The 26,685-nt window shown below is 73.2% G+C and carries 28 protein-coding genes and 1 pseudogene; 19 read left to right on the forward strand and 10 right to left on the reverse strand.

Annotated elements, in window-relative coordinates:
- Positions 1-2 precede the first annotated feature (2 nt).
- Both AB0M76_RS13775 and AB0M76_RS13780 read left to right on the forward strand, forming a co-directional pair.
- The gene (locus tag AB0M76_RS13775) at positions 3-728 is read left to right on the forward strand and encodes a futalosine hydrolase (protein ID WP_365953060.1); all 726 of its coding nucleotides are present in this window, start codon (positions 3-5) and stop codon (positions 726-728) included.
- Entirely contained in the window at positions 718-1,593 is an 876-nt protein-coding gene (locus AB0M76_RS13780) for a 1,4-dihydroxy-6-naphthoate synthase (RefSeq protein WP_365953061.1), read from the forward strand. Before AB0M76_RS13775 ends, AB0M76_RS13780 begins: the two co-directional genes overlap by 11 nt.
- A gap of 71 nt (positions 1,594-1,664) precedes the next feature.
- On the opposite strand, the gene AB0M76_RS13785 is transcribed toward AB0M76_RS13780, so the two are convergent.
- Positions 1,665-2,048 carry a cold-shock protein gene (locus AB0M76_RS13785; RefSeq protein ID WP_136225748.1) on the reverse strand — a complete coding sequence of 128 codons (384 nt, stop codon included), beginning with the start codon at positions 2,046-2,048 and terminating at the stop codon, positions 1,665-1,667.
- Positions 2,049-2,248: 200 nt separating this feature from the next.
- Here AB0M76_RS13785 and AB0M76_RS13790 point away from each other — a divergent pair, with 200 nt between their 5' ends.
- Positions 2,249-2,500, forward strand: a complete 252-nt coding sequence (locus AB0M76_RS13790; protein ID WP_266666061.1) for a hypothetical protein — start codon at positions 2,249-2,251, stop codon at positions 2,498-2,500.
- 17 nt (positions 2,501-2,517) lie between these two features.
- Here AB0M76_RS13790 and AB0M76_RS13795 read toward each other — a convergent pair whose 3' ends face one another.
- A complete protein-coding gene (locus tag AB0M76_RS13795) occupies positions 2,518-3,162 on the reverse strand; it encodes an HAD family hydrolase (RefSeq protein WP_365953062.1) in 645 nt (214 codons plus the stop codon).
- 94 nt (positions 3,163-3,256) lie between these two features.
- Between AB0M76_RS13795 and AB0M76_RS13800 the strand changes: the two are divergent.
- A pseudogene (locus AB0M76_RS13800) lies at positions 3,257-3,403 on the forward strand (cobalamin/Fe(3+)-siderophore ABC transporter ATP-binding protein); the annotation flags it as partial.
- Positions 3,404-3,407: 4 nt separating this feature from the next.
- On the opposite strand, the gene AB0M76_RS13805 reads toward AB0M76_RS13800, so the two are convergent.
- Complete coding sequence (locus AB0M76_RS13805; RefSeq protein WP_365953063.1) at positions 3,408-4,409, reverse strand: hypothetical protein; 1,002 nt, start codon at positions 4,407-4,409, stop codon at positions 3,408-3,410.
- A gap of 119 nt (positions 4,410-4,528) precedes the next feature.
- On the opposite strand from AB0M76_RS13805, the gene AB0M76_RS13810 reads away from it, so the two are divergent.
- From AB0M76_RS13810 to AB0M76_RS13820, 3 genes are all read left to right on the forward strand, one after another.
- Positions 4,529-6,970: a helicase C-terminal domain-containing protein gene (locus tag AB0M76_RS13810; protein ID WP_365953064.1), complete on the forward strand. Its 2,442-nt coding sequence runs from the start codon at positions 4,529-4,531 to the stop codon at positions 6,968-6,970.
- A 60-nt stretch (positions 6,971-7,030) separates the two neighbouring features.
- Positions 7,031-7,639 carry a DUF4291 domain-containing protein gene (locus AB0M76_RS13815; protein WP_365953065.1) on the forward strand — a complete coding sequence of 203 codons (609 nt, stop codon included), beginning with the start codon at positions 7,031-7,033 and terminating at the stop codon, positions 7,637-7,639.
- Positions 7,640-7,944: 305 nt separating this feature from the next.
- The gene (locus AB0M76_RS13820; RefSeq protein WP_365953066.1) at positions 7,945-9,228 is read left to right on the forward strand and encodes an LPXTG cell wall anchor domain-containing protein; all 1,284 of its coding nucleotides are present in this window, start codon (positions 7,945-7,947) and stop codon (positions 9,226-9,228) included.
- 61 nt (positions 9,229-9,289) lie between these two features.
- Here the strand turns inward: AB0M76_RS13820 and AB0M76_RS13825 are convergent, their stop codons facing one another.
- Together AB0M76_RS13825 and AB0M76_RS13830 are read right to left on the reverse strand one after the other, a co-directional pair.
- Positions 9,290-9,751, reverse strand: coding sequence for an N-acetyltransferase (locus AB0M76_RS13825; RefSeq protein WP_365953067.1), 462 nt, complete (start codon positions 9,749-9,751; stop codon positions 9,290-9,292).
- A gap of 9 nt (positions 9,752-9,760) precedes the next feature.
- Complete coding sequence (locus tag AB0M76_RS13830; protein ID WP_365953068.1) at positions 9,761-10,000, reverse strand: hypothetical protein; 240 nt, start codon at positions 9,998-10,000, stop codon at positions 9,761-9,763.
- A gap of 363 nt (positions 10,001-10,363) precedes the next feature.
- Between AB0M76_RS13830 and AB0M76_RS13835 the strand changes: the two genes are divergently transcribed.
- The 5 genes from AB0M76_RS13835 (at position 10,364) to AB0M76_RS13855 (ending at position 15,410) form a co-directional block, all read left to right on the forward strand.
- On the forward strand, positions 10,364-11,110 hold the full coding sequence (locus AB0M76_RS13835; RefSeq protein ID WP_365953069.1) for an XRE family transcriptional regulator: 747 nt from the start codon (positions 10,364-10,366) through the stop codon (positions 11,108-11,110).
- Positions 11,097-11,729: an NUDIX domain-containing protein gene (locus AB0M76_RS13840; protein WP_365953070.1), complete on the forward strand. Its 633-nt coding sequence runs from the start codon at positions 11,097-11,099 to the stop codon at positions 11,727-11,729. The genes AB0M76_RS13835 and AB0M76_RS13840 overlap by 14 nt, the downstream gene beginning before the upstream one ends.
- A 45-nt stretch (positions 11,730-11,774) precedes the next feature.
- Positions 11,775-13,313, forward strand: a complete 1,539-nt coding sequence (locus tag AB0M76_RS13845; RefSeq protein ID WP_365953071.1) for a tetratricopeptide repeat protein — start codon at positions 11,775-11,777, stop codon at positions 13,311-13,313.
- A gap of 77 nt (positions 13,314-13,390) precedes the next feature.
- Complete coding sequence (locus tag AB0M76_RS13850; RefSeq protein WP_266666053.1) at positions 13,391-15,034, forward strand: DNA repair helicase XPB; 1,644 nt, start codon at positions 13,391-13,393, stop codon at positions 15,032-15,034.
- 94 nt (positions 15,035-15,128) lie between these two features.
- Positions 15,129-15,410, forward strand: a complete 282-nt coding sequence (locus AB0M76_RS13855) for a hypothetical protein (RefSeq protein WP_266995366.1) — start codon at positions 15,129-15,131, stop codon at positions 15,408-15,410.
- Here the strand turns inward: AB0M76_RS13855 and AB0M76_RS13860 are convergent.
- Positions 15,312-16,142 (reverse strand): glycosyltransferase family 87 protein, encoded by an 831-nt coding sequence (locus AB0M76_RS13860; protein ID WP_365953072.1) that lies wholly within the window; start codon positions 16,140-16,142, stop codon positions 15,312-15,314. The genes AB0M76_RS13855 and AB0M76_RS13860 overlap by 99 nt on opposite strands.
- A gap of 118 nt (positions 16,143-16,260) precedes the next feature.
- The gene (locus AB0M76_RS13865; RefSeq protein ID WP_365953073.1) at positions 16,261-16,446 is read right to left on the reverse strand and encodes a hypothetical protein; all 186 of its coding nucleotides are present in this window, start codon (positions 16,444-16,446) and stop codon (positions 16,261-16,263) included.
- Positions 16,447-16,889: 443 nt separating this feature from the next.
- Here AB0M76_RS13865 and AB0M76_RS13870 point away from each other — a divergent pair, with 443 nt between their 5' ends.
- Positions 16,890-18,944 carry an AAA family ATPase gene (locus AB0M76_RS13870; RefSeq protein ID WP_365953200.1) on the forward strand — a complete coding sequence of 685 codons (2,055 nt, stop codon included), beginning with the start codon at positions 16,890-16,892 and terminating at the stop codon, positions 18,942-18,944.
- A 97-nt stretch (positions 18,945-19,041) separates the two neighbouring features.
- Entirely contained in the window at positions 19,042-19,569 is a 528-nt protein-coding gene (locus AB0M76_RS13875; RefSeq protein WP_365953074.1) for a hypothetical protein, read from the forward strand.
- Positions 19,570-19,576: 7 nt separating this feature from the next.
- On the opposite strand, the gene AB0M76_RS13880 is transcribed toward AB0M76_RS13875, so the two are convergent.
- A complete protein-coding gene (locus tag AB0M76_RS13880) occupies positions 19,577-20,275 on the reverse strand; it encodes a copper homeostasis protein CutC (RefSeq protein ID WP_365953075.1) in 699 nt (232 codons plus the stop codon).
- A gap of 106 nt (positions 20,276-20,381) precedes the next feature.
- Between AB0M76_RS13880 and AB0M76_RS13885 the strand changes: the two genes are divergently transcribed.
- Both AB0M76_RS13885 and AB0M76_RS13890 read left to right on the forward strand, forming a co-directional pair.
- Complete coding sequence (locus AB0M76_RS13885; protein ID WP_365953076.1) at positions 20,382-21,023, forward strand: hypothetical protein; 642 nt, start codon at positions 20,382-20,384, stop codon at positions 21,021-21,023.
- A gap of 56 nt (positions 21,024-21,079) precedes the next feature.
- Positions 21,080-22,312, forward strand: coding sequence for a Cmx/CmrA family chloramphenicol efflux MFS transporter (locus AB0M76_RS13890; protein WP_365953077.1), 1,233 nt, complete (start codon positions 21,080-21,082; stop codon positions 22,310-22,312).
- Between the two features lie 31 nt (positions 22,313-22,343).
- On the opposite strand, the gene AB0M76_RS13895 is transcribed toward AB0M76_RS13890, so the two are convergent.
- Complete coding sequence (locus tag AB0M76_RS13895) at positions 22,344-22,610, reverse strand: DUF4031 domain-containing protein (protein ID WP_365953078.1); 267 nt, start codon at positions 22,608-22,610, stop codon at positions 22,344-22,346.
- Positions 22,611-22,617: 7 nt separating this feature from the next.
- The gene (locus AB0M76_RS13900; RefSeq protein ID WP_365953079.1) at positions 22,618-22,995 is read right to left on the reverse strand and encodes a hypothetical protein; all 378 of its coding nucleotides are present in this window, start codon (positions 22,993-22,995) and stop codon (positions 22,618-22,620) included.
- Positions 22,996-23,306: 311 nt separating this feature from the next.
- Between AB0M76_RS13900 and AB0M76_RS13905 the strand changes: the two genes are divergently transcribed.
- Genes AB0M76_RS13905 through AB0M76_RS13915 form a run of 3 tightly spaced genes read left to right on the forward strand, consistent with a single transcriptional unit; the run spans position 23,307 to position 26,667 of the window.
- Positions 23,307-24,173, forward strand: coding sequence for a MurR/RpiR family transcriptional regulator (locus AB0M76_RS13905; RefSeq protein ID WP_365953201.1), 867 nt, complete (start codon positions 23,307-23,309; stop codon positions 24,171-24,173).
- On the forward strand, positions 24,170-25,108 hold the full coding sequence (murQ, locus tag AB0M76_RS13910) for an N-acetylmuramic acid 6-phosphate etherase (protein WP_365953080.1): 939 nt from the start codon (positions 24,170-24,172) through the stop codon (positions 25,106-25,108). Before AB0M76_RS13905 ends, murQ begins: the two co-directional genes overlap by 4 nt.
- A 59-nt stretch (positions 25,109-25,167) precedes the next feature.
- The gene (locus AB0M76_RS13915; RefSeq protein ID WP_365953081.1) at positions 25,168-26,667 is read left to right on the forward strand and encodes a PTS transporter subunit EIIC; all 1,500 of its coding nucleotides are present in this window, start codon (positions 25,168-25,170) and stop codon (positions 26,665-26,667) included.
- The last annotated feature ends 18 nt before the right edge of the window (positions 26,668-26,685 follow it).

Raw genomic sequence — 26,685 nt, forward strand, 5'->3', positions numbered from 1 at the left:
CGGTGCGCGCGCTCATCGTGACCGCGGTGGCGGCGGAGGCAGACTCCGTCGCCGCCGGTCTCACCCCTCATGCGGACCCGGTGACACCGGAGCCGCGCGCCCTTCCCGGCGGGTACCTCCTCTCCCGGCGGGATCTGCCCGGCCTCGCCGCCGACGTGCTCGTCGGCGGGGTGGGGCCGGCCGCCGCCGCGGCCGCCACGGCCACCGCGCTCGCGCTCGCCGACTACTCCCTCGTCGTCTCCGCCGGCATCGGCGGCGGGTTCCGGCCCGCCGCCCCCGTCGGCTCCCTCGTGGTCGCCGACGCCGTCGTCGCCGCCGACCTCGGGGCCGAGACCCCCGACGGCTTCCTCGACGTACAGCAGCTCGGCTTCGGGCACAGCGTGCACCTGCCGCCCGCCGAGCTCGCCGCCCGCGCCGCCGAGGCCACCGGGGCACTGCTCGCGCCCGTGCTGACCGTCTCCACCGTCACCGGCACCGCCGACCGCGCGGCCCTGCTCGCCGCCCGGCATCCGCTCGCCGGGGCCGAGGCCATGGAGGGCTTCGGGGTCGCGGAGGCGGCCGCCGCGCACGGGCTGCCCGTGCTGGAGATCCGCGCCGTGTCCAACGCCGTCGGCCCCCGCGACCGCGACGCCTGGCGGATCGGGGACGCGCTGGCCGCGCTCACCGCCGGATTCCGCGCCCTGGGGCCCGTACTCGTCCATTGGGGAGAGCACCGACATGAGTCGTGAGCCGAATCCGGCGGTCAAGATCGCCTATTCGCCCTGTCCGAACGACACCTTCGTCTTCGACGCCTGGGCCCACGGGCGCGTCCCGGGCGCGCCCGGCCTCGACGTCACCTTCGCCGACATCGACATCACCAACGGCATGGCCGAGCGCGGCGAGCTGGACGTGCTGAAGGTGTCGTACGCCGTGCTGCCCTGGGTGCTGGAGGAGTACGCGCTGCTGCCCTGCGGCGGGGCGCTGGGACGCGGCTGCGGGCCTCTTGTGCTGGTGAGAGATCGCAGCCTGACCCGCGAGCCGGGCCTGGACCTGGCCGGGAAGACCGTCGCCGTGCCGAGCGAACGCTCCACCGCCTACCTGCTGTTCCGGCTGTGGGCGGCGGACGTGCTGCCGGAGGGCGTCGGCAAGGTCGTCGTACTGCCGTTCCACGAGATCATGCCGGCCGTCCGCGACGGCCGGGTGGACGCCGGGCTGGTCATCCACGAGGCCCGGTTCACCTATCAGGACTACGGGCTGCACTGCCTGGCCGACATGGGCGAGCACTGGGAGTCCACGACCGGGCTGCCGATCCCGCTGGGCGCGATCATCGCCAAGCGCTCGCTGGGCGCCGAGACCCTGCACGCGCTGGCCGAGTCGGCCCGTACGTCGGTGCGGATGGCCTGGGACGACCCGGAGGCCTCGCGCCCGTACGTCCGCGCCCACGCGCAGGAGCTGGACCCGGCCGTCGCCGACCAGCACATCGGGCTGTACGTCAACGAGTTCACCGCCGACCTCGGCGATGCCGGGTACGCGGCGGTGCGCGGGCTGTTGACGCGGGCCGCGGCCGAGGGTCTGGTACCGGCCATCGCACCGGATGCGCTGGCCTTCCCGTAAGGCCGTTCCAGGCGGATACGACGGCGCCCCGGCCCTCTTGCGAAGGCCGGGGCACCGTCGTGCGTACGGGCTCAGACGTCGAGCTGGTCGGCAACCGCGCGCAGCAGACCGGCGATCTTCGTGCCGTGCACCCTGTCGGGGTAACGGCCGCGCTCCAGCATCGGAGTGATGTTCTCCAGCAGGGTCGTGAGGTCCTGCACGATCGAGGCCAGCTCGTCGGGCTTGCGGCGCTGCGCGGCCGCGACGGAGGGCGCCGGGTCCAGCACTGTCACGGAAAGCGCCTGGTCACCGCGCTGTCCGGCGACGACGCCGAACTCGACGCGCTGGCCGGGCTTGAGTGCGTCGACCCCGGCCGGGAGCACCGACGAGTGGACGAAGACGTCACCGCCGTCGTCGCGGGAGAGAAAGCCGAAGCCCTTCTCACTGTTGAACCACTTGACCTTGCCGGTAGGCACGTCCGTCCTCTGTCCTTGTGCTCGTCGGGGTCCGGTACGCCGCACAGCGGGTCCGGACAACAGCGCAGCGGGTCATGGTGACCCGCTGTATCCAGGCTAGTGGGCGATCGACTGGTGACAAGACGTTCCCCGGTCCTTCGCCGGCTCTTCGCTGTGGGCTGCGCTGTCGGCTTCTTCGGCCAGGGAACTACCCTGGTGGGGTGACTGTTACTCCTCATTCCGACGAAGCGCGGCCCGGCGACGGCCTGGTGCGCGCCGGCGGCATCGTGTTCATCGCCGGCGCCGTGGCCACCCTCGTGACGATGGCCCCGCTGTTCCTGCACACGGACCCGTTCCCGTCGTACGCGTGGGCCGTTTGCATGCTGATGGGCGTCGGCTTCGCCATCTCGGCGGCGGGTGTGCTGCGCTCGGCCGCGGCCCAGCGCCGGGCCGCCCGCGCCTCCCAGGCCTAGCCCTGGCCTAAGCCAGATCAGACGGTCTGCGTGCGGACGTACTCCGCGAGCCACTGCGGCAGCGCCGTGAGGTCCGGCAGCACCACGTCCGCGCCCGCCTCGCGCAGTTCCGGCTCGGGGCACGGGCCGGTCGGGACCGCCACCGACAGCGCGCCGGCCGTACGGGCGCCGCGTACGTCGCCCACGTGGTCGCCGACGTAGACCTGCGCCCCGTACTCGCGCAGCGCGCCCGCCTTGGCCTCGGCCCACAGCCAGCCGATGACCGCGTCCGGCTCGATGCCGAGGTGCGCGAGGTGCAGCCGGGCGTTGGGCTCGTGCTTGGCCGTGACGACGATCGCGCGGCCGCCGAGCGCCTGGACGGCCTCGATCGCCTCGCGGGCGCCGGGCATCGCGGGCGTCGGCTCGATGGCGTACGTGGGATAGATCTCCCGGTAGCGGTCGGCCATGGCGGGGATCTCCGCCTGCGGGAACCAGTACGCGAGCTCCTCGTCCAGCGGCGGACCGAGCCGCGTGACCGCCTCGTCCGCATCGATGAACGTGCCCGTCTCGGCGGAAAGTGCCTGGTAGGCGGCCTTGATACCGGGGCGCGAATCGATAAGGGTCATGTCGAGGTCGAAGCCGACGGTCAGCTGGGCGGGCACGGTGGGGGTCTCGGAGCTCATACGTCCATTGTGCCGAGCCGGGGTGGACGGGCGGGAACGCAGACTTGGCGTCTCTGATGGACCGAGCGGAACTGAGTGTTGCCCAGCCGGCACCCGGGTGGTCGCGGAGGGCCCGCCGTCCTCGGTGGTGACCGCCGAGCTGGTGCACGAGGTCTTCGGCCTCGATGCGATCGTCATCCCCGACCCGGTGACGGGCTCCCCGCCGATCGTCCCGTCCTCCCCGTGGAGCCCGTCCGCGTAGCGGCTCAGCGGCGGCGGGAGCGCCAGGCCAGGTAGAGCGCGGAGGCGACGGCCGCGGCCCTGGCCAGCCAGGGCCACATGCCCTGGAAGACCCCGCCGAGGCCCTCGTCCGTGAGCGGCGCCCCCCAGCGCCCCTCGAGCCGGCCCCAGAGCCACACCACCGCGCCCGCGAACACGGCCCCCGGCAGCCCGAACACGACCACCTTGCGCTCCGTCGGCCCCAGCACACGCGAGGCGTACGCCAGCAGCCAGCCGCCGATCAGCAGCAGCCAGGACCCGGTGACCGCGCCCGCCACGAGCACGACCGCGGCCAGCAGCAGGAAGGCGTGCGGCTTCGGACGCGGGGCGGCGGCCGCCTCGGGCGCCTTCTCAGGATCCGCCGCGGCCGCGGCCGACTTGGCCTGCCGGCGCTGCTTCAGGAACCGTACGAGGCCCCGTACGCCGGACGTCTCTTCGGCGGCCGGCGCGCCGGCCGGACCCGCCGCGGACGCCGGCTTCCCCCCTTCCGGCTCCCTGAACAGCTCCGGGATCTCCACCCCGCCCGCGAAGCCCTCCACCTGCGGCCCGGCGCCGTACGGCCCAGGAGCGACCCGCCACCAGTCGGGTTCCGCCCCGCCGTCGGAGCCGAGTTCGTCGAGCCCGGCCAGGTGCGGCGGCGCGGGCGCGCCGTCCGCCGGGCGCGGCGGCGGCACCGTCTTGCGGCGCAGCCGGCCGGGCCCCCGCTGGGTCGGCACCGCCGGTGCCCGGTCGGGGGTGGCGGCCGGCGTCACCGGGGCCGGGGACGCGCCCATGCCGTCGAGGATCTCCTCCGGCGTGCCGATCCGCTCCAGGATGCGGCGGACGGCCGCCGGCGTCTCCGGCTCGTACTTGGCGCGCCGACGGTCGATCTCGTCCCGCAGCCCCGCCACCAGCCGCATCCGGTCCCCGGAGGACAGCTGCCGCCGCTGCGCCAAGTCCCCGACCCGGCTCAGATATTCGTAGACCAGATGGTCGCTCTCGATCCCCACGCCCCGCTCCTCCCGTACCACCCTCTCGAAAGGTAGCGCGTGCGCCCGTGGAGCGGCCGAGGGCGCAGCGGATACCGTTGGCCGGATGGGGACCGGCCGACGCGACCATGGAGGCGACCGTGCCTGAGCCAAGCAGTGCTGCGGGAAGCGCCACAGCGAGCAGCGCCCCGCGCTCCCTCGCCGAGGCGCTGCGCGCCCGCGACGACGCATCGCTCGCCGCCCTGCTGCACGCCCGCCCCGACCTGCTCGGCCCGGTGCCGGGCGACATGACCCAGCTGGCCACCCGGGCCGGCACCCGGGCCTCGGTGGTCCGCGCGCTGGACCGGCTCGACCGGTTCGCGCTGCAGACCGCGGAGGCCCTCGCGGTGGCCCCGGACCCGTGCCCGTACCCGGTGCTGGAGTCGCTGCTGGCCGGCGAGCACGGCTCCACAGGCGAGGACAACGGCGCCCGCGCCGAACTCCCGCGCGCCCTGGCCACCCTGCGGGACCAGGCGCTGGTCTGGGGCGACGACGAGCGGCTCCGGCTGGTCCGCACCGCCCGCGAACTGCTCGCACCGTCCGCCGGCCGGCCCTCCCCCACGGGCCTCGGCCCGACCGTCGCCGAGGCCACCGCCGGGATGTCGCCGACCCGGGTCCAGGAGATCGTGGCCGCCGCCGGGCTGCCCGCCACGCACGACCCGGTGTCCGCCGTGACCGCGCTGACCGGCCTGTTCGCCGATCCGGAGCGGATGTCGGCGCTGCTGGACGAGGCTCCGGCGGAGGCCCACCAGGTACTCGGCCGGCTCGTGTGGGGGCCGCCGTACGGGGAGGTCACGCCGAACCCGACCGCGCCCGTGCGCTGGCTGCGCGACCACGGGCTGCTGCTGCCGGCGTCGGCGCGGACCGTCGTGCTGCCCCGCGAGGTGGCGCTGCACCTGCGCGGCGGCCTCGCGCACCGGGTGACGGAGCCGGTGGCCCCGGCGGTGCCCGCAGACCGCGAGCACCGTCCACAGCTTGTGGACGCCAATGCGGCCGGCCAGGCGCTGGCCGCGCTGTCCACCGTCGAGGAGCTGGTGAAGTCCTGGGAGCACACCGGGCCGCCGGTGCTGCGGGCCGGCGGGCTGTCCGTACGCGACCTGAAGCGGACCGCGGCCACCCTGGACGTCACCGAGGCGACGGCCGCGTTCTGGATCGAACTCGCCTACGCGGCCGGGCTGCTGGCCAGCGACGGGGAGGCGGACGAGCGGTACGCGCCCACCCCCGCCTTCGACGACTGGCTCGAACTCCTGCCCGCCGAGCAGTGGTCGGCCCTGGCCGCGGCCTGGCTGCCGGCCACCCGCACCGCCGGCCTGGTCGGCGATCAGGACTCCAAGGGCCGCACCCTCTCCGTGCTGGGCCCCGAACTCGACCGCTCCGCCGCCCCCGAGGTGCGCCGGCGCGTCCTCGAACTCCTCGCCGCCCTGCCCGAGGGCGGCTCCGCCGCCCCGGACCCCCTCCTCGCCCGGCTCGCCTGGGAGCGCCCCGTACGGGGGACGAGCGGGCTGCGCGCCCGCCTCGCGCAGTGGACGCTGACCGAGGCCGAGGTGCTCGGCGTCACCGGCCGCGGCGCGCTCGCCGCGCACGGCCGCGCGCTGCTGGAGCACCGCGACCCGGCGCCGCTGCTGGCACCGCTGCTTCCGGAGCCCGTGGACCACGTACTGCTCCAGGCCGACCTGACGGCGGTGGCGCCCGGGCCGCTGCGCCGGGCGCTCGGCGATGTGCTGGCCGTGCTCGCGGACGTGGAGTCCAAGGGCGGGGCGACCGTCTACCGCTTCACGCCCGGCTCCGTACGCCGGTCCCTGGACTCCGGGCGGACCGCCTCCGACCTGCACGCCTTCCTCGCCGAGCACAGCATCACCCCGGTCCCGCAGCCGCTGGCGTACCTGATCGACGACGTGGCCCGGCGGCACGGGCACCTGCGGGTCGGCGCGGCGTCCTCGTACGTGCGCTGCGACGACGACGGCATGCTGAACGAGATCCTGGCCGACAAGCGGTCCGCCGGGCTGGGCCTGCGGCGCCTCGCCCCGACCGTCCTGGCCGCGCAGGCCGAACCGGGCGCGCTGCTCGACGGGTTGCGGGCGATGGGCTACGCGCCGGCCGCGGAGTCCCGTACCGGCGACGTGCTCGTCGCGCGGGCCGACGCCCACCGCACCCCGGCTCGTTCGGCGCCGGTCCCGGTGCCGGACGGCCCGCCGGTACCGGACTCGACGCTGCTGGGGGCGGCCGTACGGGCCATCCGCGCGGGCGACCTGGCGGCGACGGCGGTGCGCAAGGAGCCGGTCGCGGCATCCGCCGTCCCGGGCGAACTCCCGCGCACGAGCCCGGCGGAGACCCTGGCCACGGTGCAGGCGGCCGCGCTGACCGGGTCGGCGGTGTGGATCGGGTACGTGAACGCGGACGGCGCGGCGAGCCAGCGGGTCATCGACCCGGTACGGGTCGAGGGCGGCTTCGTCACCGGGTACGACCACACGGCGGACGAGGTCCGGACGTACGCGCTGCACCGGATCACGGGGGTCGCAGAGCTGGCGGAGGAGCACCTGTAGCGCGGTCCGCCGGTGGAAAACGGCTCGCAGCGCAGGGTTTCCACCCCGCACCCTGGCCTCATGCAAGTAATGAAGAGTCAGGTATGGGTCCCGGACCGGCAGATCCGCGCGGCCCACACCGACACCACCGTCACCGTCTACCAGGCGTACGCGCCCCGGCTGGGCGTGCCCGCGGCCCGCGACGGCCGGTTCCCGCCCGCCTGGAAGCGGGAGCGCATGACGTGGATCAAGCCGTCGTTCCTGTGGATGATGTACCGCTGCGGCTGGGCCGCCAAGGCCGACCAGGAGACGGTGCTGGCCGTCGAGATCACCCGTGAGGGCTTCGACCACGCGCTGCGCCACGCCTGCCTGTCCCATTTCGAACGCGGCACGCACACCGACCGGGAGGCCTGGCAGCAGGCCCTGCGCGAGTCCCCCGCCCGCGTCCAGTGGGACCCGGAGCGCGACCTGCACCTGAACCCGCTGGCCCACCGCTCGCTCCAGCTGGGCCTGTCCGGGCCGGCCTCGCGCGCGTACGCCGACGAGTGGACGGTCGCCATCCGCGACGTGACCCCGCTGGCCCGCGAGATCCACGGCCTGGTCCGGTCCGGCGACGAGGCCGCGGCGCGGGCTCTGCTGCCCGTGGAGACCCCGTATCCGGCGGGGTCACTGGAGCACCTGGGCGCGTAGCGGATCCGGGGCGCACGAAACGGAATGCGAAGCCTCGTTTTCCCAGCTCAGAGGGGTGGAGGGGGCCTCCGGTTCCTGTTGCACAGCGGTGACAGACGGGCGATGGATTAGTGATCCACGATGTGTGAAGATCAGTTCATCGCAGCAGCGGCCGAGGGAAAACGAACCGGCGCGAGAGCGACACCCAGCACCACCCGCCCCGGCGATCTGCCGCGGCATCTCGCACGTCTCTTCCGTCTGTTCCGCCGGCCGCCGCCGCTCTGCGCTGCTCGCCTGCCTTCGTGATTCCTTGGGGGGAGTCCACCATGTCCGCTCGCACCGCCACCCGCCTCAACCTCCGCTCCGCGGCCGCCACCGCCGTCGTCGCCGCCGTCGCCGGTACCGTCCTGATGCCGCTGTCGGCGTACGCCGCCCCGGCCGAGGCCGGCAACCAGCACGCGCTGAAGATCACGATGGGCGCCCCGGCGCCGAGCGGCCCGCTGACCCGCGGCGGCGCGACGGAGACCTTCGAGCTGACGGTCGCCAACCCCTCGGACAAGCCCCACTCGTACCACCCGTGGATGATCGGCACGCCGACCGGCGCGAGCCCGCTCCAGCAGGCCGACGTGTCCTTCAAGGTCGAGGGCGTGACCGCGCCGGCGACCGAGTCCTTCATCGGGCAGCAGGACGGCGAATGGCAGGGCATGTTCCACCCGGCGGGCAAGGGCGGCGGCGAGGGCTTCGAGATCCCGGCGGGCGGGAAGCTGACCTGGAAGGTCACGATCGGCCTCGGCAAGAGCTACCCGACCAACGACGGCGACTTCTCGCTGCGCGCCACCAGCTACCAGAACGAGGTGGCGGAGGGCGGCTCCCCGTCCCTGACCTTCAAGACGGACCCGGCGGTCAAGCCCGGCAAGCTGGAGACCTCCTTCAAGAACATCGGCGACTGCAAGGGCGTTCCGGCGCTCCAGTGCCGGGAGATGGACCTGAGCTACCGGGTCACCGGCGACGGCGAGTTCAACACGGCGCTGTACACCTGGCTGGACTTGAACTTCGGCTCCCAGGTCAACGTGCCCAACCTCCAGCTGTGGACGCTGGTCGACGGCAAGTGGGAGGGCCTGAGCACCGCCGACCCCTACAACTTCATGCTGCCGACGATCCCGAAGGGCTTCAGCGCCGCCTCCGGCGAGCGCGTCCTGCGCCTGCGGGCCTCGTTCGGCCCGAACACGGACTTCAAGAAGGCCACCGACGTCACCCTGCACGCGGGTGTCGGCCTCGCCGAAGGCAACACCTACGAGTTCGCCGGCGCCGACACGAAGTTCCAGCTCACCCCGCCCACCGCGACCACGTCGCCGTCGCCGTCGCCGACCCCGAGCAAGTCCGCCACCACGCAGCCGTCCGCGAGCGCGTCGCCCTCGGCGTCCGCCACCACGGCCGCCGCCGGCAACTCCAACTCCAACACCAAGGCCACCGGCTCCACGGGCACCCTCGCGAAGACCGGCGCCGGCTCCGACACCGGTCTGTACTCCGGCCTGGCCGCCGCCCTCGTCGTCCTCGGCGGGGCTGCCGCCTGGCTCGGCGCCCGTCGCCGCCGCGCCACGCGCGTCTGATCACCCGCAACACCCGGAAGGGGCCCGGCACACCACACCACGTGCCGGGCCCCTTCCGCGTTCACCGGGTCGCGTAGTCGATCCGCTCCTCCTCGAACGGCCACACCTCGGCGAGCCAGCGCGTGACGGCGGCGTACAGCACCTTGTCGAGCGGGGCCCGGTCCGCCCGTACCCAGGAGCTGACGTGCACCCGCTCGGGCGCCTCCTTCCCCGGGTAGATGTAGAGGCAGCCGATGACCTCGTCACCGTCCAGGACGCTGTACGTGAACCCCGTACGGGCCGCGAAGTCCCGCGCGTGCCGGGCCAGGTCGGCGAGGTTCGCCTCCGCGGTCATCCCTTCCGGCGGCGGCCAGTTCCGCCCCTGGAACCCGGGCGTGGCCCGCACGTGCGCGATGCTCCCGCTCCAGGCGGCGAGATCGCGCGCATTGTGCCGCTCCCCCAACGGCTCCAGCCGGAACCCGTCGCCTACGAACGTGAGCGGCACGTCGAACCCGTCCGGCACAAAAGAAGGTCGATCATCCATCCCCCGACCCTACGAACCGTCCAGCCCGCCGTCGCCGGGATTTCCGCCTTGGGTCTGCCCGTGCGGGTGGTGACTGCGCAGAACGGCGTTCTGCTCGGCCACGGCCTCCAGATTGCCGACCTTCCACGCCAGCTCTCGGTCCTGGACCAGCACCTGGCACACCCCGCAGCCCCTGACAGGCACCGGCTCACACAACTCCCCGTCGTGGACCGCGACGGAACCCTGGCCGGCGCGTTCCCGCGCGCTCACTCGGACTCCAGGGGGCACCTGGTGTGGCGGTAGACGACGACCGCCTGCCCCGACGCTCGTTCCAGCGTTCCCCTCTTCACCGGTTCCAAGGATTCGATGGTCCTTCGGCACGCAGGGCACTGCTCGCCCTGCGGCGCGTAGGTGAGGTACTCCCACTGGCGCGCGTCTGTCGCGCTGTTCCGCACCATTGGCTTGCCTTCCGCTCACGGTCTGCCGACGACGCCATGGTTGCCAGCCCTGTCGGACGTATCCAGGCCGTATCACGGACAGTTGAGGTGTCTGGCAGTACGGTGCAGGAAGGCCCAAACGTCGCTGGGGGAGTTCTTGAACACGACCTTGCGGGACGCTATGGCGGAAGCAAAAGTGACCCCCAGGCAACTGGCGGCCCGAGTGGGCGTCACCGTGAAGAGCGTGGAACGCTGGATCGCTGACGAGGCGCTCACGCCACACGCGCGGAACCGGCACGACGCGTGCCAGGTGTTGGGAGTGGACGAGCAGATGATCTGGCCCGAGGCAGTCACCACACGAGTCAAGGTCGGTCATGACCGCGAGCTGGTCAGCTCGTACCCCTACCGGTCCGCCTGCCCCTCCACCACGTGGGCGCGAGTGGCCCGCGACGCGACGCGGGACATCCTCCTCGGCGGGTACACCAACTACTTCTTCTGGACGCAGGTCCCCGACTTCGCGGGCCTCGTCCGCCGGAAGGCCGAGAACGGGTGCCGGGTGCGTTTCCTGATCGGGGACCCTGACGGCGAGACCAGCCGGCAGCGCGAGGAGGTCGAGGCAGCCGCGCTGACCGTCTCCACACGGATCGGGATCACCCTGGAGCACCTGGCCCGCCTCGGTCCCCTGGAGGGGCTCGAAGCGCGCTTCAGCGCCCCTGCCGACGCCGTGAACCACGTCGGGCTGAGCGTCTTCCGCTTCGACGACGACGCGCTCGTCACGCCTCACCTGGCCAGGGCCATCGGGCACGACTCCCCGCTCCTCCACCTCCGCCGCCAGGGCGAGGGCGGCATGTTCGACCGGTTCGCCGCGCACGTCGAGGAGTTGTGGGACCGCGGGTGCGCCATCGACCTCCGTGAGGTACGACCGCCGCATGGCCAGGCGTGACTACGAGGACGACCCGGACGCTCCTGCGGCGAACAGCCTGGTGCCGGCGGCGTCGGCGGTCGTCGTGGACCGCGAAGGGCGTGTTCTCCTGCAGCGGCGCACCGACAACGGGATGTGGGCGCTGCCCGGCGGGAAAATGGAGCTCGGCGAGTCCATCGGGCAGTGCGCGGCCCGGGAGACGCTGGAGGAGACCGGCGTGACCGTGGAGATCACATCACGGCACACCCTCAGCGACCTTGACGCCCGCGTCCACGAACTCCGCATGCTCGACCCGCCCGAAGCGGTCGCGTTGCTCGGCCGAAGCCTGCGAACGGTCAGGGGGCTCGAAGACACCCGGGTCGCCGACGACCCCGCTTCGGCCGAGAGGATATCCGTCCTGTGCGGGCAACTCCCGCTGGCTCTGCGGATCATCAGTGCTCTGCTGGCGGACCTGCCGGCACGACCGCTGCGTTCCATGGCCGACGCGCTCGAGGACACGCGGCGCCGCCTGGAACGCCTTAGCCGCGAGGACCTCGCGGTCCGGAGCGCCTTCGAACTCTCTTACCGGCACCTCCGCAGCGACCAAGCCCTCGTCTTCCGCCTGCTCCCGGCCAGTCCCGGCCCGGACGTCTCGACCTAATCCGCAGCGCGGCTGTGCGCGCTCGACGAGTTCGACGCCGAGCGAGTGCTCCTCGACCTGGCCCGTGCGCACCTCATCGAGCCGGGCGGTACGTACGGCCGCTGGCGGATGCACGACCTGGTACGGCTCTACGCCGAGGCCTTGAGCCGTACAACGGACTCCGACGAGATCCGGCTGGAGGCACTGAGCAGGCTCTTCTCTCACTACGCGAACACCGCGCGGGCGGCTTCGACCCACGTCGACGGGGACCCGGCGGCTGTCGAGGCGGACCATCGAGCCCGTGTCGCGGAGGGAGGCAGCGGCTTCCCGGACCGGCGCGCGGCGCTCGACTGGCTGGACGCGGAACGCGAGAACCTGCTCGCAGCCGCCCGCACCGCCACCGGCCTGGGCTCCGATGGCGCCAAGTTCCAAGTCCACCTGGCCCTTTCGCTCATGCCCTTCCTGTCCTGGCGCCGCCATCTGACCGATCTGGTCGGGCTGCTGGACCTGGCTCTTGCCGCCATGCGGCCAGAGGCACTGACAGTGGCCCCCCGGCAGCGCGAGGGCGCCGTGGCCGAGATCATGAACAACCGGGCCATCGCCCTCGTGGAACTGCGCCGGCTCGATGAAGCACTCGCGGCCTTCCGGCAGGCCGGGGAACACCTGGCCGACCTGGGCCATTTCCAGGGGGCGGCCGAGACTCTGATCAACATGGGGCACGTACTGGTCGAGCAGCGCAAGCCCGAACTCGCCGTCCGCGTGCTCCAGGGGGCACTGGCGGAACTCCCGGATGACTCGCCGCCGGGCGTCCGGGGCATGGCCCTCACGAACCTCGGTATGGCCCTGCACGACCTGGGCCGGGACGAGGAGGCCGTCCGGGCCTTCTCGGAGGACATCGTGATTTGCCGGACACTCGGTGACTGCATCGGAGAAGGCGTCACCCTGAACAACCTGGGGCTGTCCCTGAGCGCCCTCGGCAGGATCCCTGAGGCCATTGCGGCACACACCCTGGCCCTTGCGGCGGCCGAAGAGACAGAGGACGACTTCGCACGAGGTCTGGCATCCAGCAACATCGGTTTCGCCCACTACCAGGCGGGGGACCACGAGAAGGCCGTGGCGTGGCTGGAAGCAGCGCTGGCTGTCCTGTTGCCGACCGGCGAGACCCACTGGACGAGCCAGACGCAGAACAACCTCGCCTTGGCCTACGGCGAGGTGGGCCGTTTCCAGGAGGCCATCGACCTGCTGCGCGGCGTCGCCGAAACCATCGAACCGGATGCGGACCAGCACAACCGGGCCATGGCCCTCACCAACCTCGGCACTGTCCTGGAGCGAGCCGGACGCCTGGACGAAGCGATCGCCACCACCTCGGCCGCAGTAAACCTTCTGCGCAGCCTCGGTCAGATGCGCAAGGCGGTCGAGGCTCTGCACAATCTGACCCTGCACCTGAGCCGTGCCGGCCGCCACGAGGAGGCCCTGAGCGCCAACGCCGAGCTGCTCGAAGCCGCCGTCTCCGAGGGCGACGGACAACTCATCCAAAGGGCCCGCAGCCTTCGGGAGGCCCTGCTGGCCGACCGGGACGGCCACGGCAGCAGCGGGACCTCCTGAACCGGGCGCGGATACGGCAGACTGGAGGTTTGGCCGTCCGCGCCCGGGCAGCCACCCCCCGCAGGAAAGGGACGTTTGTGAACGGGCCTCTCATCGTCCAGAGCGACAAGACACTCCTCCTCGAGGTCGACCACGAGCTCGCCGGTGCCGCGCGGCGGGCCATCGCCCCCTTCGCCGAGCTCGAGCGGGCCCCCGAGCACATCCACACGTACCGGATCACCCCGCTCGGCCTGTGGAACGCCCGGGCCGCGGGACACGACGCCGAGCAGGTCGTCGATGCGCTCGTCGAGTTCTCCCGCTACCCCGTCCCGCACGCGCTGCTCGTCGACGTCGCCGAGACCATGGCGCGCTACGGCCGCCTCACCCTCTCCAAGCACCCCGTCCACGGGCTGGTCCTGACCAGCACCGACCGGCCGGTGCTCGAGGAGATCCTGCGGTCCAAGCGGATCGCCCCGCTGGTCGGGGCCCGGCTCGACCCCGACACCGTCGCCGTGCACCCCTCCGAGCGCGGGCAGATCAAGCAGACCCTGCTGAAGCTGGGCTGGCCGGCCGAGGACCTTGCCGGGTACGTCGACGGCGAGGCGCACGCCATCGACCTCGTCGAGGACGGCTGGGCGCTGCGGCCGTACCAGCAGCAGGCCGTCGAGGGCTTCTGGCACGGCGGCTCGGGCGTGGTCGTGCTGCCCTGCGGCGCCGGCAAGACGCTGGTCGGTGCCGGGGCCATGGCGATGGCCAAGGCGACCACGCTGATCCTGGTCACGAACACCGTCTCGGCCCGGCAGTGGAAGCACGAGCTGGTCAAGCGGACCTCGCTGACGGAGGAGGAGATCGGCGAGTACTCCGGCACCCGCAAGGAGATCCGGCCGGTCACCATCGCCACGTACCAGGTCCTGACGACGAAGCGGAAGGGCATCTACCCGCACCTGGAGCTGTTCGACTCCCGGGACTGGGGGCTGATCCTCTACGACGAGGTGCACCTGCTGCCGGCGCCGGTGTTCAAGTTCACCGCCGACCTGCAGGCGCGGCGGCGGCTCGGCCTGACCGCGACGCTGGTCCGCGAGGACGGCCGCGAGTCGGACGTGTTCTCGCTCATCGGCCCGAAGCGGTTCGACGCGCCGTGGAAGGAGATCGAGGCGCAGGGCTACATCGCCCCGGCGGACTGTGTCGAGGTCCGCGTGAACCTCACGGAGTCGGAGCGGCTCGCGTACGCGACCGCCGAGACGGAGGAGAAGTACCGCTTCTGCGCGACGACGGCGACGAAGCGGAAGGTCACCGAGGCGCTCGTCGCCAAGCACCGGGGCGAGCAGACGCTGGTCATCGGGCAGTACATCGACCAGCTCGACGAGCTCGGCGAGCACCTGGACGCGCCCGTCATCAAGGGCGAGACCTCCAACGCCCAGCGGGAGAAGCTCTTCAACGCGTTCCGCGAGGGCGAGATCAGCGTGCTGGTGGTGTCGAAGGTCGCGAACTTCTCCATCGACCTGCCCGAGGCCACGGTCGCGATCCAGGTGTCCGGCACCTTCGGCTCCCGGCAGGAGGAGGCCCAGCGCCTGGGCCGCGTGCTGCGCCCGAAGGCGGACGGCCACGAGGCGCGGTTCTACTCGGTCGTCGCGCGCGACACGATCGACCAGGACTTCGCGGCGCACCGCCAGCGCTTCCTCGCCGAACAGGGCTACGCCTACCGGATCATGGACGCCGACGAACTCCTGACGACCGACTGACCGACTGACCGACCCAACGACCGAACGACTCCGGGCGTGGTGCCGGGCGCGAGCACTACGCTGGGAGGGACGTATGTCCGGCAAGGAGAGGCGCATGGCGCACCAGGAGATCTACGAGGTCCTCTACACGGAGTCGGCGGGCCAGGCCCGGGACCGTCTGGACCCCGCGCGCCGTGCGTCCTTCGACAAGGCCGTCGACATCCTGGCCCGCGACCCCTACACCGAGCTGTCCCAGTCGATAGGGCCCGGCGAGCAGGATCGCGAGATCCGGCTGACCTCACAGATCGTGGCCGAGTACATGGTGTCGCGCGGGCGCCTGCTGCTCGTGGTGCTGCGGATCTTCGACGACGCGGACATCCTGCTGCCCGAGGGGTGACCTTCGTACGGGGACCAGGACGAGGCCGGGCTTCGGGGCCGGGCGGCGGGCCGTCACCGACCGGGTCAGGAGGGCGAGCAGGGGGACGGACCAGACCCACAGGTACGGCCAGTCCAGCAGCAGGGCCCGGCCGGAGGCGGGCAGGTGCCGGGCCCAGAACTCTGCGGAGGCCTGCGGGAGGACGAGCAGCCCGAGCAGGGCGGTACCGGCGAAGGCGCCCAGTGCCGTCAGCGCGGCCCGGATCCGGCCGGTCAGCAGCAGGTACGGGATGAACAGCGCCGGGGCCAGGGTGATCCCGGCGGCCGTGCCCAGCGCGAAGCCCTTGCCGAGCGCGGCGCGGGGCCGGCGCAGGTCCCACAGGACCAGGCAGGCGAGCGCCAGGTTGACCTGCCCGGCGAGCAGGCTCTGGAAGAGCGGTTCCGCCCACAGCCCGGCGATGGTGGCGGCCAGGACGGGCGCGGGCCGGGCCCGCAGTCCCGCGAGGCGGCAGGACATCAGGATCAGCAGGGCGAGCAGCCCTGCGTTGCCGAGGACGAAGACGGCCTTCAGGACGCCGACGGGCAGCCACGCGGCCGGTGTGAACAGGATCGCCGCGAACGGCGGGTACGCGGCGGGAGGGCGCCACTCGGCGGCGCAGAACCCGTCGACGAGGCGGTCGGCGATCGGGATGCGCAGCGCAATGCCGAGCACGCCGAGCACGAGGAGCGGGCCCGTGACCAGTACGCCTGTCAAGGGCGACGGCGGGGGGCTGGGATGGAAGCTCCGGGTCACGCGCGTGACCCTAGTGGATCACCGCGCCCCCTCCGCCGCTATCCGGCCAGCCCGCTGCGCGGCGCAGCCGGGCCGCTGGTCAGCGGCGTATGACGCCGGCGTCCTCGCCGTATTCGCCCAGGACGATGACGCTCACCGCCGCCGCCGCGAAGACCTTCGCGGCGCGCAGGGCGTTGCCCACCACATGGCGGGGAGGGGAGTCGGAGGTGGCGGTGGCGCCGCTAGGGCGGCCGCCCCGGATCGAGGTGAAGGTTGCGGTGCTCATGTATCCATGGTGCGCTTCCGCCCCGGTTGTCACATCGCCCTGGGGGCGGAACCGCAGGCCCTCCCGCCTACTCCTCCGGGCTCATGCCACCCCCTAGTGGCCCTGCCCAAGGTCTGACACTCCCAGGTATGACACCCGTACGGACGTCCCGCCCCGGAGGGACGTCCGCTCCGGTATTCCGTTCGCGCCCCGCCTGCACGGTGACTACAATCTCCGCTCTTGCCGCCTCCCACCGCCGTTTCGGGGAGAGCCGCCCGCCGGCCGGAAACCGGCGGGCATCGTTCCGTACCCGATCAGCAGCTGGAGGCATTTCCGTGTCCGCGCACGCCCCCGAGACCGGCATCGACAACGACGGCGACAGCGACTCCGCCGCCCACCCCCTCGCCCACCCCCTCGCCCGCGAGCAGGCCCACCTCACCGCCTCCCGCGCCGCGCTCCGCGCCATGCGCGAGGACGTCGAGGCCCTCGACATCCGCGACGTCACAGCGAACTGGGTCAACGCGATCGTCCTCCAGGCCCAGATCGACGACCGGATCAAGGCCCTGGCCGACCTCGCCCACACCCCGCTCTTCTTCGGCCGCCTCAACTACCTGCACGCACCCGGCGCCGAGCTCGCCGAAGGCGCGGAGGGCGAGCAGTTCTACATCGGCCGCCGCCACGTCCACGACGCCGGCGGCGACCCCATGGTCATCGACTGGCGCGCGCCCGTCTCCCAGCCGTTCTACCGGGCCTCCAAGAACGACCCGCAGGACATCGCGCTGCGCCGCCGCTTCGGGTACACGGGCGGCGAGCTCACCGCGTACGAGGACGAGCACCTCTCCGACCCCGCCGAGGCGGCGGCCGTCAGCAAGCTGCTCCAGCAGGAGATCGAGCGCCCGCGCGTCGGCCCCATGCGGGACATCGTCGCGACGATCCAGCCCGAGCAGGACGAGATCGTCCGCTCCGGCCTGTCCGGCTCCGTCTGCGTGCAGGGCGGCCCCGGCACCGGCAAGACGGCGGTCGGCCTGCACCGCGTCGCGTACCTGCTGTACGCCCACCGCGAGCGGCTCGCCCGTACCGGCACGCTCGTCATCGGCCCGAACCGTTCCTTCCTGCACTACATCGAGCAGGTCCTCCCGGCCCTGGGCGAGCTCGAGGTCAAGCAGGCCACCGTCGAGGACCTGGTGGCCCGCGACGGCCTGGAGATCCGCGGCGCCGACGCCGCCGCGACCGCCGTCGTCAAGGGCGACGCCCGGATGGCGGAGGTGCTGCGCCGCGCCGTCCGCTCGCACGTCGCCGCGCCCGCCGAGCCGCTGATGGTGGTGCGCGGTTCGCGCCGCTGGCGGGTGCCGGCGTACGAGCTCAAGGAGATCGTGGCGGAGCTCCTCGACCGGGACATCCGCTACGGCGCCGCCCGCGACGCGCTGCCGCAGCGGATCGCGCACACCGTGCTCGTCCGGATGGAGCAGGCGGGCGAGGCGCCCGACGACCGCGTCCAGGACTCGGTGGCCCGGGGCGCCGCCGTGAAGGCGGCGGTCAAGGCGGTGTGGCCGGCGGTGGAACCGGCGAAGCTGGTGCTGCGGCTGCTGTCGGACCCGGAGTTCCTGGCGGAGCACGCGGCGGGCGTCCTCTCGGACGAAGAGCAGCAGCTCCTGCTGTGGCCCAAGCCGTTCCGGAGCGTGAAGTCGGCGAAGTGGTCGGCGGCGGACCTGGTCCTGATCGACGAGGCGGCGGACCTGGTGGAGCGCACGCACTCGCTGGGCCATGTCGTCCTCGACGAGGCGCAGGACCTGTCGCCGATGCAGTACCGGGCGGTGGGCCGGCGCTGCACGACGGGCTCGGCGACGGTCCTGGGCGACCTCGCGCAGGGCACGACCCCGTGGGCGACGCGCAGCTGGGACGAGGCCCTGGCGCACCTGGGCAAGCCGGGGGCGGCGCTGGAGGAGCTGACGGCGGGCTTCCGTGTGCCGCGCGAGGTGATCGCGTACGCCTCGCGGCTGCTGCCGTCGATCTCCCCGGGGCTGGCCGCGGTCTCCTCGGTCCGTGAGACGCCGGGCTCGCTGGTCGTCTCACGGGTGGTCTCGCCGGTGACGGAAAGGCCGGACGGGCAGGACGGGCTGACCGAGCAGGCCGGGCCGGACGGGCAGGCCGGGCCGACGGCTTCGGTGGTCGAGGCCTGCCGCGCTGCGCTGGCCCACGAGGGCTCGATCGGCCTGATCGCGGCCGACGCCCGGATCCCGGAGCTGGCCGAGGCGCTGCGCGCGGCGGAACTGCCGTATCTGGCACCGGGCGAGGAGACGACGGTGGAGGCCCGGCTGACGCTGGTGCCGGCGTCGCTGGCGAAGGGTCTCGAGTACGACTACGTGGTCCTCGACGAGCCCGCCGCGATCGTCTCCGGCGAACCCGACGAACGCACCGGCCTGCGCCGCCTCTACGTGTGCCTCACCCGTGCCGTCTCGGGTCTGCACGTCCTGCACGCCGCCGCGTTGCCGGCGGCCCTCGGACCTGCCCTTCCGTAGCTCCGGTGGACACGGCCGGTCGGCGGCAGGACGATGGACGTGTTCACACCTCCCCGGGCCCGGTTCTTCCATGTTCCATCCGAGGGAAGGACGAACGATGAAGCCCCGTATTCGACTGGCCGTGCTGGCGCCTGTGCTCGTGTCCTCGCTGGCACTCGGGTCGGCACCGCTCCTGGCGGCTTCCGCGCAGGCAGCAGCGGTGCCTTCCCTGACGTGCAGCGTGAAGCAGACCCCCAACGCCGCCGGGAAGTACGACGTCACGGCCACAGGAGCGCAGCCGGGAACGACCGTGACCTTCCGCGGCGGTACCGCGAACAAGTTCAGCGCCGAAGTCACCGTCAACGACGGCGGGACGGCCACCACCAGCGGATTCATCCCGGTCGGCAAGGTGACGGCCTCGAACCAGGACGAAAAGGTCAGCTGCGGCACCGTCAAGGAGGCCGAACAGCAGGACGCCCAGGCCCAGTACTCCAAGGGCTTCAGGAAGGGCCTCGCCGAAACGCAGGAAGGCTGCAAGAAGAAGCCCCAGAACCAGAACCTCGCGCAACTGGACCCGAACTACGAGAAGGGCTACAACGCGGGCGCGGCGGCCGCGCTCAACAGCAAGGCCTGCCAGGAAGGCTGAGCACCCGTCACCGAAGCGGCTGTGAAAGAGCCGTACGCCACTCGGCGACCGCCGACGCCGAGACCGGGGCGTCCCACCCCTCCGGCCGGGCCGCACCGCCGATGTGGAAGGCGTCGATGCCCGCGGCCCGCAGCCGCGGCACGTGCGCCAGGGTGAGGCCACCGCCGACCAGGATCCGCGCCGTGTACCCCGGCTCGCCCCGCCGCGCCGCCTCGGAGAGCAGCATGGGAAGGCCCGCGTCGACCCCGTCGGCGGAGCCCGCCGTCAGGTAGGCGTCGAGCCCCGGCAGGTCGGCGAGGGCCTTGCGCGCATGGTCGCGGTCCGCCGCCCGGTCCAGCGCCCGGTGGAAGGTCCAGCGGCAGCCCTCCAGCTCCGCCAGGACGGCCTCCACGGCGGCCAGGTCGGGGCTGCCGTCCGGGGTCAGGAACCCGAGGACGAACTCCTGCGCCCCCTCCGCCCGCAGCGCCCGCGCCTGCTCCACCAGCAGGTCGACCGGCCCGGCGGCGAACCCGTCCGTCCGGCGGATCATCACGCGCAGCGGGATGTCGACCGCCGCGCGGATCGCCGCGAAGGTCTCGCGCGGCGGGGTGAGCCCGTCGGCGGCCATGTCGGTGACCAGCTCCAGCCGGTCAGCCCCGCCGGCCTGGGCCGCGATCGCGTCTCGGGCATCGAGGGCGATCACCTCCAGCAGCGCTTGGTTGCTCATTCGATGCCATCCTTCGGATACGGAAAATAGGTCTAGTCCAATATGAAGGGTACGGGCCCGCGCCCGCGCATCACCAGCACAAACACGCCACCCCCACAATGTGCCCATGACCTCCGACCTCCGCGACCGCTGGCACGCCACCACCGCCGCCGCAGGCGCCGCCCCCGACCGCGACCCCGGCCCCTACGCCGACCGGCTCCTGGCCGCCTGGGCGGAGCCGCAGCGCCGGTACCACACCACCGCGCACCTGGCCGACGTACTCGCGCGGATCGACGTACTCGCCCCGCACGCCGCCGACCCCGCCGCCGTCGAGCTCGCCGCCTGGTTCCACGACGCCGTCTACCGCCCCGACCGCTCCGAGAACGAGGAGCGCAGCGCCGCCCTCGCCGAGCGCGCCCTGCCCGAGCTCGGCATCGGCGCCGCCCGCACCGCCGAGGTGGCCCGCCTGGTCCGGCTCACCGTCACCCACGACCCCGCCCCCGGTGACACCAACGGCGAGGCGCTCTGCGATGCGGACCTGGCCGTCCTGGCGGGCGGCCCGGACGCGTACGCCGCGTACGTAGCCGCCGTCCGCGCCGAGTACGGGTTCGTCCCCGAGGACGCCTTCCGCGCCGGCCGGGCCGCCGTACTGCGCCAGCTGCTCGCGCTGCCGCGCCTCTTCCGCACCCCGTACGGCAGCACGCACTGGGAGGCCCCGGCCCGCCGCAACCTGGCCGCCGAGCTCGCCGTCCTGAGCGCCGGGGAATGAGATCCGCGACGCGCAGGTTCGTACGGAACGTGCCCCCAGCCCCAGCCCCAGCCCGCATGCCCGTCGCCGTCTACGTACTCGGCCTCGCCGTCTTCGCGCTCGGGACCAGCGAGTTCATGCTCTCGGGGCTGCTGCCGCCCATCGCGGAGGACATGGACGTCACCATCCCGCAGGCGGGCCTGCTGATATCGGCCTTCGCGATCGGCATGGTCCTCGGGGCGCCGCTGCTGGCGGTGGCCACGCTGCGCCTCCCGCGCCGCACCACCCTCATCGCGCTCATCAGCCTCTTCGGCCTCGGGCAGGTGGCAGGTGCGCTGGCCCCCTCGTACGAGCTCCTCTTCGCCTCCCGCATCCTCGCCGCGCTCGCCTGCGCCGGCTTCTGGGCGGTCGGCGCGGCCGTCGCCATCGCGATGGTGGAGAAGGACCAGCGGGCCCGCGCCATGGCCGTCATGATCGGCGGCCTGTCCATCGCCAACGTCCTCGGCGTCCCCGCCGGCGCCTTCCTCGGGGAGCACCTGGGCTGGCGTTCCGCGTTCTGGTCGGTCGGCGCGGCCTCGGCGGTCGCCCTCGTCGGCATCCTGGCGCTGATTCCGGACATCCCGCTGCCCGCCGTACGGCCCACCCTGGCGCGGGAGCTGCGCATCTACCGCGACCGGCAGGTGTGGCTGTCCATCGGCGTCACAGCCCTGGCCGCGGGCGGGGTCTTCTGCGCGTTCAGCTACCTGTCGCCGCTGCTGACGGAGGTCGCCGGGCTGGATGCGGGCCGGGTGCCGTGGGTACTGGCGCTGTTCGGGGCCGGCGCGCTCGTCGGCACGACGATCGGCGGGCGGGTCGCGGATGCGCACCTGTTCGGGGTGATGCTGTGGGGCATCGCCGCGTCCACGGTCTTCCTCGTCGCACTGGCCCTGCTGGCGTCGGCCGCGGCGGCGGCGGTGGGGCTGTCGTTCCTGCTCGGCGTCTCGACGTTCTTCACGGCGCCGGCGCTCAACGCCCGCATGTTCAACGTCGCGGGCGCGGCCCCGACCCTGGCCGGAGCCACCACGACGGCGGCGTTCAACCTGGGCAACACGGGCGGCCCCTGGCTCGGCGGCACGGTGATCGACGCCGGCCACGGCTTCGCCGCCACCGCCTGGGCAGGCGCCGCGATGACCCTGACGGCGATGGCCCTGACCGCGATCGCCCTCCGCCTCCACCACCGCACCCCACCCGCCCCGACCCGGGTGATCGCCTCGTCGGCGGCGACCGCACCGACCGCACCGGCCGCAGCCGGACAACCCGCCGCGCACTGACCCCGGCCGACGCCGGCCCCGCCGGGCTCCGCTACGCCGGGCGGCCCTTCGGGCGGCGGAGGCCTGCGGACGTCAGGCGGCGGACCAGTTCCTTGCTGCCCACCTCCACCGCGCCCGCCCCCACCGCATCCGCGTAGCGGTGCGACGGTACGTCGTAGTGGTCGCGCTCGAAAGCCCTCAGCGGGCAGCCGATCGACGCCGCGAACGCGTGCAGCTCCTCGTACGAGACGTCGCTGACCAGGTGCGACCACATGCGGCCATGGCCCGGCCACGTCGGCGGGTCGATGTAGAGCGTCACCGGCGGCTCACCGGCCGGCGCCGAAGACGGGCGCGAGGCCGCCGACCGCGGCGACCTTCACTCCTGCCTTGGCGCACACCCAGTGCGGGTCGGGTCCCAACTCCGGCTCCACGTCCAGCGCGTGCGGATCGCCGTGCGAGCAGACCGGGCACAGCGGCCAGCGCCCGTACTTCTCGAGCAGCGCGTCCTGTACGTCCTGGGCGACGAGTCCGGGAAGGTAGTCGACCCCCTCCGGCCACTGCTCCACCCACCACCGGCGGTGCGTGACCGAGTCCTCGACGAGGGAGACGACATCGGCATCGGCGACCTCGCCCGCGGCGAGATCGGCGAGAACAAGTGCACGGGCGACGTGCAGCGCCTGTTCCATGGGGGTCGCGTGGTCCATGCGCCCATTGTGGACCCGTACGGCCCAGCTGACGAAGATCCATTCGTCACGGGGGCGAATGGCGCCTTGACGGCCCCCACGGCCGAAAATAGCTTTCAGGTGTGAGCGGAGACGCGAAGGAAACTTCCAGACCCCCGGCCCCGGCCGCTCCGGCCGGCCCGAAGGGCCGGGTCGCCCCAACCAGGTCCGGCACGAGCCCGCGCAGCAGCCCCGCCGAAGACCACGCGGCGGACCCTGCCGGTCCCGGCGCACCGGGTCCCGCCCGGGCCACGGGCCCGGCAGCCCCTGCGCCCGCCCCCGCCCCCGGCGCCCTGCAGGCGCGGATCCGGGCGCTCGGCCCCTCCATGACCCGCTCCGTCCAGGCCGTCGCCGAGACCGTCGCCGCCGACCCCGCCGGCTGCTCCCGCCTCACCGTCAGCGCGCTCGCCGCGCGCACCGGCACCAGCGAGGCCACCGTCGTCCGCACCGCCCGCCTCCTCGGCTACCCCGGCTACCGCGACCTGCGCCTCGCCCTCGCCGCGCTCGCCGCGCAGCAGGAGTCCGGGGCGGCCCCCGCCGTCACCGCCGGCATAGCCGTCGACGACCCGATCGCCGACGTCGTCGCCAAACTGGCCCACGAGGAGGCCCAGACCCTCGCCGACACCGCCGCCGGACTCGACCTCGCCGCGCTCGCCGCCGCCGTCACCGCGCTCGCGACCGCCCGCCGCATCGACATCTACGGCGTCGGCGCCTCCGCCCTCGTCGGCCAGGACCTGGCCCAGAAGCTGCTGCGCATCGGCCTCGTCGCCCACGCCCACAGCGACCCCCACCTGGCCGTCACGGGCGCCGTGCAGCTGCGCCCCGGCGACGCGGCCGTCGCGATCACCCACTCCGGCGCCACGGGCGACGTGATCGACCCCCTCCGTACGGCCTTCGAGCGCGGCGCCACCACCATCGCGCTCACCAGCCGCCCGAACGCCCCCGTCGCCCACTACGCCGACCTCGTACTGGCCACCTCCGCCGCCCGCGAGACCCGGCTGCGCCCGGCCGCCATGTCCAGCCGGACCAGCCAGCTCCTCGTCGTCGACTGCCTGTTCGTCGCCGTCGCGCAGCAGACGTACGAGACCGCCGCGCCCGCGCTCGCCGCCTCGTACGAGGCACTCGCCCCCCGCCGAACCGCCAGGAGCCCCCGCCCATGACCGCGTCGTACGCCGCACTGCGCGCCCAGCTCGACACGCTGACCACCGAGGCCTTCCGGCCCGAACTGGCCGGGATCGACCGGCTGTCCACCCTCGAGATCGCCCGCACCATGAACGCCGAGGACGCCGGCGTCGCGGCCGCCGTCGCCACGCAGCTGCCGCACATCGCCGCCGCGATCGACGCGATCGCGCTGCGGATGGCCCGGGGCGGGCGGCTGGTCTACGCGGGCGCCGGCACCGCCGGCCGGATGGGCGTCCTGGACGCCAGCGAGTGCCCGCCCACCTTCAACACCGATCCGGCCCAGGTGGTCGGCCTGATCGCGGGCGGCCCCTCCGCCATGGTCGAAGCCGTCGAAGGCGCCGAGGACTCCGCCGAACTGGCCGCCGCGGACCTGGCCGCCCTGGAGCTGACCGCCGACGACACCGTCATCGGCATCTCCGCCTCCGGCCGCACCCCGTACGCGATCGGCGCCGTCGCCTTCGCCCGTACGCGCGGCGCGCTCACCGTCGGCCTGTCCTGCAACGCCGGCTCGGCGCTCGCCGCGGCCGCCGAGCACGGCATCGAGGTCGTCGTCGGGCCCGAGCTGCTGACCGGGTCCACCCGGCTGAAGGCCGGTACCGCGCAGAAGCTCGTCCTGAACCTCGTCTCGACGATCACGATGATCCGGCTCGGGAAGACGTACGGGAACCTGATGGTCGACCTGCGCGCCTCCAACGAGAAGCTGCGCGCCCGCTCCCGCCGGATCCTGGCGCTGGCCACCGGCGCACCGGACGAGGAGATCGAGGCCGCGCTCGACGCCACCGGCGGCGAGGTCAAGCAGGCCGTACTCGTGCTCCTCGCGGGCGTGGACGGCCCGACCGCGGCGGGGCTGCTCACCGCCTCGGACGGCCACCTCCGCGAGGCCCTCGCCCGTACGGCAGCCGCCACCGAGTGATGCCACCGACCTGCTGACCTGCTGACTGCCCCGTTCCCCCGACGCAAGGCGATCACCACATGTCCACTGACAAGAACCGCGCCACAGCCGCCGCGATCCTCCCCCTGGTCGGCGGCCCGGACAACATCAGCTCGATCGCGCACTGCATGACCCGCCTGCGCATCGCGCTGCACGACCGCTCGCTGGTCGACGACGCGGCCCTCAGGGCGCTGCCCGCGGTGCTGGGCGTCGTCGAGGACGACGACACGTACCAGATCGTGCTGGGGCCGGGGACCGTCGCCCGGGTGACCCCGGAGTTCGAGGCGCTGGTCGAGCAGGGCCGCTCGGCCGGGCACCCACCGCGTACGGCCGTCACGCCGGCCTCAGCGGTCACCGCCGAGGAACTCGCAGCTCAGGGCGCCGCGTTGAAGCAGGCGCAGAAGGCCCGGAACAGCACCCCGGTGAAGCTGTTCCTGCGCCGGATCGCGAACATCTTCGTCCCGCTGATCCCGGCGCTCATCGGCTGCGGCATCATCGCCGGCCTGAACGGCGTACTGCTGAACACCGGTTGGCTGCCCGCCGTCGTCCCGGCGCTCGCCGCGATCGCCTCGGGGTTCATGTCGCTCATCGCGGTGTTCGTCGGCTACAACACGGCCAAGGAGTTCGGCGGCACCCCGATCCTCGGCGGCGCCGTCGCCGCGATCATCGTCTTCCCGGGCGTCGCGAAGATCGACGCTTTCGGCCAGCACCTGTCCCCCGGCCAGGGCGGCGTACTCGGGGCCCTGGCGGCCGCGTTCCTCGCCGTCCGGGTGGAGAAGCTGTGCCGCAGGTGGGTCCCCGAGTCGGTGGGCGCGCTGGTCACCCCCACCGTCACCGTCCTGGTCTCCGGGCTGGTGACGATTTTCGGCCTGATGTTCCTCGCCGGCGAGGTATCCACCGCCATCGGCTCCTTCGCCACCTGGCTGCTCGCCACCGGCGGTGCCTTCGCCGGGCTGGTCCTGGGCGGCCTGTTCCTGCCGCTCGTGATGCTGGGCCTGCACCAGGCCCTGATCCCGATCCACACCACCCTCATCGAGCAGACCGGCCACACCGCCCTCCTGCCGGTCCTCGCCATGGCGGGCGCGGGCCAGGTCGGCGCCGCGCTCGCGGTCTACTGCCGGCTGCCGCGCAACCGGTCCCTGCGGACGACCATCAGGTCCGCGCTCCCGGCGGGCTTCCTGGGCGTCGGCGAACCGCTGATCTACGGGGTCTCGCTCCCGCTGGGCCGCCCCTTCGTCACCGCCTGCGCGGGCGGCGCGGCGGGCGGAGCGTTCGTCGGCCTCTGCAACCAGCTGGGGGTCGCGTTCGGCGCGACGGCCATCGGCCCGTCGGGGTGGGCGCTGTTCCCGCTGCTGGACGGCCCGTCGGGGATGGGCCTGAACCTCGCGATCTACGCGGGCGGCCTGCTGGTCGGCTACCTGGTGGGCTTCGCCGCCACGTACTTCTTCGGATTCACGCGGCAGATGCTGACCGAGCTCAACGCCGACGAGGAGCCGATTCCGGCCACCGCCCCACCGGCCACGGAGCCCGCTATGGCGTAACTAGAGGTCGGCCGGGGA

Origin of the sequence: Streptomyces sp. NPDC051364 (genome assembly GCF_040682115.1) — a bacterium.
GTDB lineage: Bacteria > Actinomycetota > Actinomycetes > Streptomycetales > Streptomycetaceae > Streptomyces.